The sequence below is a fragment of the Kluyvera sp. genome (assembly GCF_965301105.1).
In genome coordinates, this window is the sequence record NZ_CBDKZX010000100.1 from 1 (window position 1) to 11070 (window position 11070).

The following is an 11070-nucleotide window of genomic DNA, read 5'->3' on the forward strand; positions in this document are numbered from 1 at the left end:
AGAACAAACGTACTAAGCCGGAAAAACTGGAACTGAAAAAGTTCGATCCAGTTGTCCGTCAGCACGTTCTGTACAAAGAAGCTAAAATCAAATAATTTTAGTTTCGATGTCACAAAAAACCTCGCCTCGGCGGGGTTTTTTGTTTTCTGCGCGTCCCCATAATAGAGACATCTGTATTCGAGCCGGAGACGTTATGCCTGAATTACCCGAAGTTGAGACCAGCCGCCGGGGCATTGAACCCCATCTGGTCGGAGCAACCATCCAGTACGCCGTGATTCGCAATGGACGCCTGCGCTGGCCCGTCTCTGATGAAATTTACCGCCTGAGCGATAAACCGGTTCTCAGCGTTCAGCGCCGCGCTAAATACCTGCTGCTTGAACTACCAGACGGCTGGATCATCATCCATCTGGGGATGTCGGGAAGTTTACGCATTCTTGCGGAAGAACTTCCGGCGGAAAAACACGATCACGTCGATCTGGTGATGAGTAACGGTAAAGTGCTGCGCTACACCGACCCACGGCGCTTTGGCGCCTGGCTGTGGACGCCGGTGCTGGAAGGGCACAGCGTGCTCGCTCATCTCGGCCCGGAGCCGCTGAGCGCGGAATTTAGCGCGGAGTATCTGCAGGCAAAATGTGCGAAGAAGAAAACGGCGATTAAACCCTGGCTGATGGATAACAAGCTGGTGGTGGGCGTCGGTAATATCTACGCCAGTGAATCGCTGTTTTCCGCGCGGATCCATCCGGATCGGCTGGCATCATCGTTATCGGTAGAAGAGTGCGAACGACTGGTGGCGGCGATCAAAGCAGTACTGCAACGATCGATTGAGCAGGGTGGTACGACGCTAAAAGACTTCCTGCAAAGCGACGGCAAGCCGGGCTACTTTGCACAAGAGCTACAGGTGTACGGGCGAAAAGGGGAGGCCTGTCGGATATGCGGGACGCCGATTATCGCCAGCAAACATGCGCAGCGGGCGACGTTTTACTGCCGGCAGTGCCAAAAGTAAGTTGATAGCCCGGCGACGAACCGCCGGGAAATGCACTGAAGCCTACTTCAGCTTCTCCATCAGCGCCTGATGTACATTCGCCGGCAGGAAATGGGTCACATCGCCATCGTGACGCGCCACCTCTTTCACCAGCGATGACGAAATAAACGACCACTCTTTCGACGGCATCAGAAAGACGCTTTCCAGCTCCGGCATCAGGTGGCGATTCATGTGCGCCAACTGCATTTCATACTCGAAATCCGCCACCGCGCGCAGGCCACGAATCAGAATATTGGCCTGCTGGGTGCGGGCAAAGTTAGCCATCAGATCGCTAAAACCCATCACTTCCACGTTACCAAGGTGTGCCGTTGCCTGCTGGGCCAGCGCCACGCGCTCGCTAAGGTCAAACATCGGTTTTTTGCTTGGGCTGGCCGCAATAGCGAGGATAACCTGATCGAACATGCAGGCCGCGCGGGTCACGATATCAAGATGACCGTTGGTGATGGGATCGAAAGTGCCCGGATAAATCGCCCGTTTTTGCATAATCATCCTCAATGCGTTTTGGGTGGCAGGTACGGTTCCAGGAGTTGTAACAGGCGTTGTAGCGCGCCCTGGTTCTGGTACAAGACCTCAACGGCGTGACGACCGTAGAAACTACGATAATCGGCATCGCCTAACAGTGAGGATACCTCTTTTTCGAGACTGGCGGCATCGGTCACGGTGATAAGCCCACTCGCCTGTTCCAGACGGGCGCAGATATCCTTGAAGTTAAAGGTATGCGGGCCCATCAACACGGGAATGGCATGCGCTGCGGCTTCCAGCGGGTTATGGCCACCACGTTCAACCAACGAGCCGCCAACAAACGCCAGGTCGGCAATGCCATACAGCAGCATCAGCTCACCCATGGTGTCGCCAATGACCACCTGTGTTGTCGCGGAGGGGACTTCACCGGAGGAACGGGTGATAAAGCTCAGGCCAGCCTGACGCGTGAGGTTGATGGCGTCCGGGAAACGTTCCGGGTGACGCGGCACCAGTATCAGCAGTAAATCCGGGTAGTGCTGCAGCAGCGCCTTGTGGGCGGCAATAACAATACTCTCTTCGCCCTCATGGGTGCTGGTGGCTATCCATACCGGGCGGCGTGGCGCCCATTGGCGACGAAGCGTGACCGCTTTGGCTGCCAGCTGCGGCGTAACAGAAATATCGAACTTCAGGCTGCCGGTAATGGTCACCTGATTATTTTTAGCCCCTAAGGCGACAAAACGTTGACCGTCTTCTTCATTCTGCGCGGCAATCAACGTAATACGCTGGAGTAGCGTGCGAACAAATGAGCCCAGTTTGGCGTATCCGGCGGCTGAACGCTCAGACAAGCGTGCGTTGGCAATCACCAGCGGAATATGGCGACGATGCAATGCGGCAATCAGGTTTGGCCACAGCTCTGTTTCCATAATCAACACCAGTTTCGGGTCGATTTTATCGAGGAAGCGGTTAAGGGCATCGGGTAAATCATACGGCAGATAGACGTGCTGAACGTCTTTGCCAAACGCCGACTGCACACGCTCGGACCCGGTTGGGGTCATCGTGGTGACAGTAATCGGCAAATCGGGGTAGCGGTGACGCAGTGCGCGAACTAGCGGGATCGCCGCCAGCGTTTCGCCGACGGACACCGAGTGCAGCATAATCCCGCCGGGCTTCAGCGGCTGGCGATAAAAACCGTAACGTTCACCCCAGCGTTTTCGGTAGGCTGGAGCCTTACGTCCGCGCACCCAAAGCCGTATCCAGATTAGGGGCTGGATAAGGTATAGCAATGTGGTGTAAAGCAACTCAAGCATGGGCGTTAGCTGGCTAATGGATGTGCTGGGGATTCTATGTATTTATCTATGATATTACCATTACTTTTGCAGTTCTGGTTTCGTTATCTGGCTTAGGGGCGATGCCATTTTTGCGTATCGATTGGTTAAATGCAAACGGCCAGTATTCAGAACGATGAGTTTTATGATCATACGATCCGCGAGAGGAATTTTTTTGAAATATACTTCATGTAATAGACAGCTGCACTGAGGTATTTTCCATTATTTTTTAAGTGCGCACTTTTTCTCGCCAGCTGTTTATATGTAGATGGGCACAGTAATGGGCGATTTCTCCATGGGGAGTTATCTCTTGCCACTTTGAAGTAGTTAACATCCGTATAATACTGAGTCCAGTCATGCCAGGGTTTTGATACACCAACATAGTGAATGAAAATAGTTTCTGATGTTATTTCGAATTTTCTTTTTTTATTTCGTATTAGGCTGTCAATGTTAAAGAAAGAATTAAAGCAATGCTCTATGATTTTAACATCATCATTGAATATGATATTTAATGCATCTTGATCTGGATGTGTGAATTTACCATTTTTAACAATGGATATTACTTTGTCCGTGAGGCTTTCACTCTGGTTTTTGTCTAGATTGAAATATAAAAAACCTGAGTTGAAATAGTGTTCTGGATGAATATTTTTTATATTTGATGTATCGACAAACTTATCGTGAACAGCAATAAGCTTTTTCCCGTCAAATGATTCATCTAGCAATGAGTGAATGCTTTTTTTACATATTATATCTGAATCAAGATAAATTATTGAATCCAGTTTATCCGCAAAGTAATCGATAGCAATAAGGCGGAAATAGATTGAATGGTTCCAGGACTTTGACGCAGTAGGTAAACTTTTTAATAAGTCATCATTTAATAAATAGAATGTAATTTTTGTATTGTACTGGCGAGCAAGTTCTTCGAAAAGACGATGATTCTCTATAGAAACGTTATTTGAGAATATATGAAAATGAAACTTCAAATCCTCATTATTCAATAACACAGAAGTAATAGATACGCCTGTTCCGTATAAAAAATCATTATCAGCGCCGTAGGTAATATTAACACATTGCTCGGTCCCGCTATCACCATCGATATGAGCATTTTTTACGTGCTGAATGATGTTTCTTTTCAATTTGAAACCCTTGTGCAATACAAAAATGTCATTGTTTTTTGCTTAAATAGGTAAGCCATATAAAAAAAGGTTGTTATTTATTATTGTAATGCTCTAAAATCATCTTTTATTATAATTTAAATGAATGTATTTGTCAATGCGTCTCCAAGATAATACAGAAGGCGGGTGTGCGAAAAGTATGATAATCAAGATTAATCCTGGGTGTGTGAATCGACTGTCATTAATGAACATGCTTTTATTCTTAATGATATTTGGGTTATTTACGATTGACAATCGAGCAATATTGAATATTAGCACTGCATTGGCGTTGTTGCTATCAGTATATTTGTTCTGTAAAGAAAAGGTGAATCCCTTATCTTCTATAGGTGAATTCTTAAAAGAAAGAAAAAGCCTGTTATTTTTTTCACTATGGTGTTTATTTAGTATCGCTTTTTTTACATACGAAAATGAATATCTTTCAGCATTAGAATTATTATTTAAAGATTGGCGATATCCACTCGTTATGTGGTTAATGTTGATTGCCTTTAAAGAACACTTGCATATGATCAAAAAAACATATGTGTTCAGTGCAATCCTGACATTGTCCTATATAGTTTTAGCAGTACCTATCATTCGTTTTTTAAAAAACAATCCTCAGGAACTCTATCTTCAATTACGTTACGGTTTTGCATTTTATGTCGTGATGTTGTTTCCATTTGTATTGACGAGTGCCGTAATACTAAAACAGCGATATCTGAAGATACCACTACTTGCGGTTGCGTTCCTGTCCTTTGTCTTTTTGTTGTATACCGGTAGTCGAGGGGGAATTGTTTCATTAATTATTGAAACTATTTTTGTTATGCTCATCCTCTCTAAAGATATAAAGAAATTTATATTTTCAATGTTCGTGATTGCTGTAATCGCTGGTGTTGGATTAGCTGCTGCCTACAATATATTCCCTCAAGTAAAGGGGAAGATTGAACAAACAACGAAGCTTACTAATGTTACAAGTAGCCGAGATAAAATCTTGACGCAACGCTACCCTTTAGTAATGGATAGTGTGAAAAACAACCTATTTGGTATTGGGTACGGTAATTCAACCTATGATCAATATCTTTGGGATCACAACGCGCCAAGAGAAGATGGGGTTTTTAACAGCGAAACCAATAAATATAATCTTGATGAGCCATTGTTTATTACCGTTTTATATAATGTAGGTTTCGGTGGGTTGATTCTTTTCATTGCATCAATATTTGTCAACATACAAGCGCAGATAAGATCTATTAAGATTAACAAAGATGTATTTAGTGTATCTATTTTTGCGTCTTTTGTTGGGTATTTCCTGGTGTATTGCATGTTCGAGAAAATGTTTATGGAAATATACCTTATCTACACTTTGTTAGCGTTTTATCTTGCTAATAATAAGTCTGAATGTAAACGATAATAACCTTATTTATTGTTTTTTAAGGTAAATTTTGCATATCGAATGATGTGATGGTAAGTGATATACTCCGTGGGAGTAATTATGCAGAGTATGTGGCTCAGCATTCGGGTAGCTGTAAAGCCTGGGGCGGTAGCGTGCTTTTGGTTCACTTCTCACTGAGTTATCTTAACGAAGGGCTGCTTGTGGAAAAGCCATTTAGAAGAATTCTTGTTATCAAAATGCGTTTTCATGGAGACATGTTGCTGACCACCCCGGTGATTAGCACATTAAAGCATCATTATCCGGATGCTTTAATTGATGTTCTACTTTATGAGGATACGATCCCTATCCTCTCCGAGAATCCTGAAATCCACAGACTTTATGGCTTAAAAAACAAGAAAAGCACGTCGTGTGAGAAAATTAAAAATTTCGCATCAGTAATCAAAGCGTTACGAGCTAATCATTATGATCTCGTTATCAACATGGCCGATCAATGGATCGTTGCTCTGTTGGTGAGAATGTTGAAGGTGCCGGTTTGCATCTCCCACGATTTCGGGCATCGTCAGAATCGCTTCTGGCGAAAAAGCTTCACCCATCTGGTGCCGCCAGAGGGCAATAATGTTGTTGAAAGTAACCTTTCAATACTCAAGCCTCTTAGCCTGGACTCCTATGTCTCTAAAACGACCATGAGTTATCCGCAATCCAGTTGGGAAAAAGTGCGGACAATGTTGGATGAGGCTCACGTAGGAGAGCGATTTGTTGTTATCCAGCCTACGGCTCGGCAGCTATTTAAATGCTGGGAGAATGATAAATTCTCACAAGTTATCGATGCGCTACACGAGAGAGGACTCGATGTCGTTTTAACATCTGGTCCGGGTCGGGATGACCTGGCCTGCATTGCCGCTATTGCTCAAAGATGCCAGGTTCCTCCTGTTACCGCATTGGCAGGAAAAATGACATTCCCGGAGCTCGCTGCATTAATAGATCATGCAGTACTCTTTTTAGGGGTTGATTCCGCGCCAGGGCATATTGCTGCTGCGCTAAACACGCCGATGATCTGTCTTTTTGGCGCAACAAACCACATTTTCTGGCGACCATGGTCGAACAATATGATCCAGTTTTGGGCTGGCGACTACCAGGCTATGCCTTCGCGCGATAAGTTGGATCGTGGTAAAATGTACCTCTCAGTCATTCCTGCTGAAGATGTGATTGCTGCGGTTGACACGATGCTCCTTAAGAATAATGGCTTATCGACTACAGGCGTAGAGAAATGATAGTTGCCTTTTGTTTGTATAAATATTTTCCGTTTGGTGGTTTGCAACGTGACTTCATGCGTATCGCGCAGACGGTCGCACAGCGTGGACACCATGTACGGGTTTATACCCAATCCTGGGAAGGCGAATGTCCTGCTGCCTTTGAGCTTATTCTGGTACCTGTAAAAAGTCACACAAACCATGGGCGTAACGCGGAATACTATTCCTGGGTGCAAAATCATCTACGCGATAGTCCAGCCGACCGCATTGTTGGTTTTAATAAGATGCCGGGGTTAGATGTCTACTATGCAGCCGATGTTTGTTATGCCGAAAAGGTTGCACAAGAAAAGGGCTTTTTGTATCGCCTGACATCACGATATCGCCATTATTCTGCTTTTGAGCGCGCTACATTCGAGCAGGGTAAGGCGACACAACTACTCATGTTAACGAATAAGCAGATTGCTGATTTTCAAAAGCATTACCATACCGAGGCTGAACGATTCCATATCCTTCCTCCTGGAATTTATCCGGAGCGTAAGTACAGCGCGCAACCAGCAGGCAGCAGACAACGTTTTCGGCAGAATAATGGCATTACAGATAACCAGTTCTTATTGCTTCAGATTGGTTCTGACTTTACGCGAAAAGGGGTTGATCGAACCATTACTGCGCTTTCTACGTTACCGGATGAGTTACGCAGCCAAACTTTGCTGTTTGTCGTCGGACAGGATAAATCTCGTAAGTTTGAGGCGTTAGCGGAGAAGTTGGGCGTACAAGATAATGTTCGATTTTTCTCGGGGCGTAACGATGTTGCTGAATTGATGGCCTCTGCGGATCTATTGCTACATCCTGCTTATCAGGAAGCCGCGGGGATTGTGTTGTTGGAAGCCATCACGGCAGGCTTACCGGTATTAACCACTGCCATTTGCGGATATGCGCACTATATTGCTGAAGCAAACTGCGGTGAGGTTATCGCGGAACCTTACCGTCAGGCAGACTTGAATGCATGCTTACGTAATGCATTACAGCATCCCTCATTACGTGAAGCATGGTCCGAAAATGCAAGGTATTATGCCGATACTCAAGATTTATACAGCCTGCCTGAGAAAGCAGCCGATATCATTATAGGTGGTTTAGATGGTCGAACTTAGAGAACCGCTAGCTACGGCATGGCGCGGTAAAGATGCATTTGAAGAAGTGAAAACCTTACAAGGCGAAGTATTCAGAGAACTTGAAACTCGCCGAACTCTGCGTTTCGAACTTTCTGGAAAAAGTTTCTTCCTCAAATGGCATCGTGGCACATCTCTAAAAGAGATAGTCAAAAATCTTTTCTCATTCCGTATGCCTGTTTTGGGTGCGGATCGCGAATGGAATGCGATTCACCGGCTCCGGGAACTCGGGGTGGATACGATGCAGGGCATTGGTTTTGGTGAAAAAGGTTTTAATCCGTTAACGCGAGTCTCGTTTATTATCACCGAAGATCTCACTCCTACAGTAAGTCTGGAAGACTATTGTGCTGATTGGGCGGTCAATGCACCGGAGCCAAAGGTTAAACGTATGCTTATTGCACGCGTAGCAACGATGGTTAGAACGATGCATCAGGGAGGGATTAATCACCGTGATTGCTATATTTGCCATTTTCTTCTGCATCTCCCATTTGATGGTAAAGAGAGCAATTTAAAATTATCTGTTATTGATTTACATCGTGCACAAATCCGCAACCGCGTACCATTACGTTGGAGAGATAAAGATCTCATTGGCCTTTATTTTTCCTCATTAGATATTGGGCTGACTCAACGAGATATTTATAGGTTCTTAAATATTTATTTCAATAAGCCACTAAAGAAAATCCTGAAAGATGAACAAGCATTAATCGCACATGCTCAAGAAAAGGCTGAAAAAATAAAAGAAAGAACAATTCGTAAATCTCTGTAATTTTAAAGGTTATTTATATGGATGCTCAATTTCTGAAAGCTACTGATTTTATTACTAAAACAGTAGCTTTTGATTTCTCTGACGCCCGATATGCTGAAAAACCCTTGCATATTTGTTATGGCATTGATCAGAATTTTCTCTTTGGTTGCGGTATTTCTATCGCCTCAATTTTGCTAAATAACACTGATTCAAACTTTGTTTTCCATATTTATATCGACGTAATAAATGATGAGCAGATAGTAAAAATTCGTGAATTGGCTGAGCGCTATTATTCACGTATTGAGATCCATACTATTAATTGTGATAGATTATTATCATTTCCAACAACAAAAAATTGGTCTATCGCAACTTATTTTCGTTTTATTATTGGCGATTCCTTCATTGGACGTGAAGAACGCATTATCTATATGGATGCGGATATCATGTGCCAGGGGAGTATCCGTGAACTCTTCTCCCTGAATATTGATGATAAGGTTGCCGCTGTTGTTCCTGAGAGAGATACCACGTGGTGGAAAAAACGGGCGGATAGCTTAGGTTGCAGCGCACTTGAAAAAGGTTATTTTAACGCTGGTTTTTTATTGTTAAATATTTCTGCCTGGGCCAAGGAAAACGTATCAGCTAAAGCGTTAGCCATATTGTCAGATGATCTTATGGTTAAGAAATTATCTTACTTAGATCAGGATATCTTGAATATCATTTTAGCAGGTAAAGTTGAGTTTCTTGATATCAAGTACAACACTCAGTTTAGTTTGAATTATGAATTAAAAGATAATGTTGTGAGTTCAATAAATGATAACACTATATTTATTCATTATATTGGACCAACAAAACCCTGGCATGCATGGGCTCAATATCCGCGAGCTCAGGCCTTTATTTTAGCGAAGGAACAGTCACCCTGGAAAAACTCAGAGTTAATACAGGCAACTAATGCTAATTATGCACGTTACTGTGCTAAGCACTATTTTAAACAGGGGCGAGTGATAGGAGGCATTAAGGCCTATCTATCTTATTTTTATCTGAAACTAATGGGTTAGTTTCAAAATATAAAAAATAGCATATGCAAATAAATGGCCTTATCTATAAAGTAAAATCATTATTAGCTTCAATGAGATTGTCAAAGCCTCGTATTGAAGATGGTTCATTAACGATAAAAAATGTTTGCATCATCCTCATCAATATTGGGCTGGGTGATGCAATTATGGCAACATCATTCATTCGATTCCTGAAAGAGTCAGGAATTGAAGTTGATCTTATTGTAGCGAAGAAAACGATACCTTTATTTTCTGATAATCACGATATCAGCAATGTGATTTCACTTGGTGATACAACCGCCTGTCAGAAAAAGTATTATGATTTAGTGATTGATCCTTACAGCCATTGTAGTTGGTATGCAACCTATAAGTATCTGAAATTACTATCACTTATGAAGTATAAGGTACTTTCTGGTTTTGATGTTAACTTAGGCAGCAAATATAATGATAATTATATTCCGGGTGATAAAGTTATTCATATAACAGACTATTATAAACATGTTGTAAATCAGTTCATTTCTGATTCTTGTGTATTGCCGAGTAATTATATTTTACCCTTTTCTGTCGTTGCACAGTCTTCTGCGGAAAGTTTTATAGCCTCGTTGCCTGACCATACAGTTAAAGTGGCAATTTGTCCTTTCGCATCCACTCCGAAGCGAAGTTTCAGTGACAGGCAAATCAATGAAACGTTAGCACTTTTGAGCGCAAGGGAAGATATTTCTATTGTTCTCCTGATGGAGAAAAGTAAATTGTCTTCTATTTCACTTCATGATAATTCGTATTTCTTCGATGCGCCAGATTTTATGAGCGCAGCTGCTGTGCTCTGTCAGTGTGACTTTGTTGTCTCGGTTGATACCTCATTTGTTCATGTCGCGAACAGTGGAAACAAGCCTGCACTAGTGTTTTATAGTTCAGTGTACAATGATGGTTATAATACCGATAACCTTTGCGGGCCAAACTATCCGAAAGCTAAACAAATTATAGAGAAGAAGGGGATTTCATTGATACCTTCGCAATACATTTATGATGAGGTTGTTCATTCATTAAATAACCTGAAAAATGATTGAACATATTTACCTGTATCAATTTGGTAACGTAATGATGGTGGCCCACTGTGAATAATCATCTTTTTATTGTTTGCTCTCCTTTACAGTTAAGGGTCGCACTTGCCATCAAAAAAAATTATGATGGTGACATTTTCCATATCATTTATCTTCAGACCAAATCTGGCTTAAAAGAATATGTCAGAAAATCATTAAAATGTGATTTTAATACATATCATATTGCTGATATGGATTATGCTTTTTTTAATATTTATCGGATTGTTTCATACTTAAAGGAAAATGTAGGTGATGAGGGGTATGCCTATATTGCTAATGCCAACGATCTTACTGTTCAATAAATCCTGTCGCAGATTCCAACAACGATGAAGCTGAGAACATTTGATGATGGTATCTTAAACATTAATACTATTTCTGATATTAATC

12 protein-coding genes are annotated in these 11070 nt (G+C 42.6%); 9 read left to right on the forward strand and 3 right to left on the reverse strand.

What is annotated here, in order from left to right; translation table 11 throughout:
• Positions 1-95, forward strand: a 95-nt coding sequence (rpmG, locus tag ACW14G_RS20490; protein ID WP_216421928.1) for a 50S ribosomal protein L33, incomplete at its 5' end; no start/stop codon positions are given.
• Between the two features lie 98 nt (positions 96-193).
• On the forward strand, positions 194-1003 hold the full coding sequence (gene mutM / locus ACW14G_RS20495) for a bifunctional DNA-formamidopyrimidine glycosylase/DNA-(apurinic or apyrimidinic site) lyase (protein ID WP_249022594.1): 810 nt from the start codon (positions 194-196) through the stop codon (positions 1001-1003).
• 42 nt (positions 1004-1045) lie between these two features.
• Here the strand turns inward: mutM and coaD are convergent, their stop codons facing one another.
• The 3 genes from coaD to ACW14G_RS20510 all read right to left on the reverse strand — a co-directional run bounded on the left by coaD (position 1046) and on the right by ACW14G_RS20510 (position 3965).
• Positions 1046-1525, reverse strand: a complete 480-nt coding sequence (gene coaD, locus ACW14G_RS20500; RefSeq protein WP_163449245.1) for a pantetheine-phosphate adenylyltransferase — start codon at positions 1523-1525, stop codon at positions 1046-1048.
• An 8-nt stretch (positions 1526-1533) separates the two neighbouring features.
• Positions 1534-2811, reverse strand: a complete 1278-nt coding sequence (waaA, locus tag ACW14G_RS20505) for a lipid IV(A) 3-deoxy-D-manno-octulosonic acid transferase (RefSeq protein WP_163449246.1) — start codon at positions 2809-2811, stop codon at positions 1534-1536.
• 167 nt (positions 2812-2978) lie between these two features.
• Positions 2979-3965: a glycosyltransferase gene (locus ACW14G_RS20510; RefSeq protein WP_163449247.1), complete on the reverse strand. Its 987-nt coding sequence runs from the start codon at positions 3963-3965 to the stop codon at positions 2979-2981.
• A 136-nt stretch (positions 3966-4101) separates the two neighbouring features.
• Here ACW14G_RS20510 and ACW14G_RS20515 point away from each other — a divergent pair, with 136 nt between their 5' ends.
• The 7 genes from ACW14G_RS20515 (at position 4102) to ACW14G_RS20545 (ending at position 10985) form a co-directional block, all read left to right on the forward strand.
• Entirely contained in the window at positions 4102-5388 is a 1287-nt protein-coding gene (locus ACW14G_RS20515) for an O-antigen ligase family protein (RefSeq protein WP_249022595.1), read from the forward strand.
• A gap of 182 nt (positions 5389-5570) precedes the next feature.
• Positions 5571-6641: a lipopolysaccharide core heptosyltransferase RfaQ gene (gene rfaQ / locus ACW14G_RS20520; protein WP_167577231.1), complete on the forward strand. Its 1071-nt coding sequence runs from the start codon at positions 5571-5573 to the stop codon at positions 6639-6641.
• On the forward strand, positions 6638-7768 hold the full coding sequence (locus ACW14G_RS20525; RefSeq protein WP_167574809.1) for a glycosyltransferase family 4 protein: 1131 nt from the start codon (positions 6638-6640) through the stop codon (positions 7766-7768). Before rfaQ ends, ACW14G_RS20525 begins: the two co-directional genes overlap by 4 nt.
• Entirely contained in the window at positions 7755-8552 is a 798-nt protein-coding gene (gene rfaP / locus ACW14G_RS20530; protein WP_249022596.1) for a lipopolysaccharide core heptose(I) kinase RfaP, read from the forward strand. The genes ACW14G_RS20525 and rfaP overlap by 14 nt, the downstream gene beginning before the upstream one ends.
• Positions 8553-8569: 17 nt before the next feature.
• On the forward strand, positions 8570-9586 hold the full coding sequence (waaO, locus tag ACW14G_RS20535) for a lipopolysaccharide 3-alpha-galactosyltransferase (protein WP_167574811.1): 1017 nt from the start codon (positions 8570-8572) through the stop codon (positions 9584-9586).
• A 23-nt stretch (positions 9587-9609) separates the two neighbouring features.
• The gene (locus tag ACW14G_RS20540; protein WP_223803692.1) at positions 9610-10650 is read left to right on the forward strand and encodes a glycosyltransferase family 9 protein; all 1041 of its coding nucleotides are present in this window, start codon (positions 9610-9612) and stop codon (positions 10648-10650) included.
• 47 nt (positions 10651-10697) lie between these two features.
• Positions 10698-10985: a hypothetical protein gene (locus ACW14G_RS20545; protein WP_455648747.1), complete on the forward strand. Its 288-nt coding sequence runs from the start codon at positions 10698-10700 to the stop codon at positions 10983-10985.
• Positions 10986-11070: the final 85 nt, after the last annotated feature.

What these genes read in the sequence shown, in the direction of transcription:
- mutM (WP_249022594.1), top strand. Translation starts at nt 194, where the DNA reads ATGCCTGAATTACCCGAAGTTGAGACCAGCCGCCGGGGCATTGAACCC.
- coaD (WP_163449245.1), bottom strand. Translation starts at nt 1,525, where the DNA reads ATGCAAAAACGGGCGATTTATCCGGGCACTTTCGATCCCATCACCAAC.
- waaA (WP_163449246.1), bottom strand. Translation starts at nt 2,811, where the DNA reads ATGCTTGAGTTGCTTTACACCACATTGCTATACCTTATCCAGCCCCTA.
- ACW14G_RS20515 (WP_249022595.1), top strand. Translation starts at nt 4,102, where the DNA reads ATGCGTCTCCAAGATAATACAGAAGGCGGGTGTGCGAAAAGTATGATA.
- ACW14G_RS20525 (WP_167574809.1), top strand. Translation starts at nt 6,638, where the DNA reads ATGATAGTTGCCTTTTGTTTGTATAAATATTTTCCGTTTGGTGGTTTG.
- rfaP (WP_249022596.1), top strand. Translation starts at nt 7,755, where the DNA reads ATGGTCGAACTTAGAGAACCGCTAGCTACGGCATGGCGCGGTAAAGAT.
- waaO (WP_167574811.1), top strand. Translation starts at nt 8,570, where the DNA reads ATGGATGCTCAATTTCTGAAAGCTACTGATTTTATTACTAAAACAGTA.
- ACW14G_RS20540 (WP_223803692.1), top strand. Translation starts at nt 9,610, where the DNA reads ATGCAAATAAATGGCCTTATCTATAAAGTAAAATCATTATTAGCTTCA.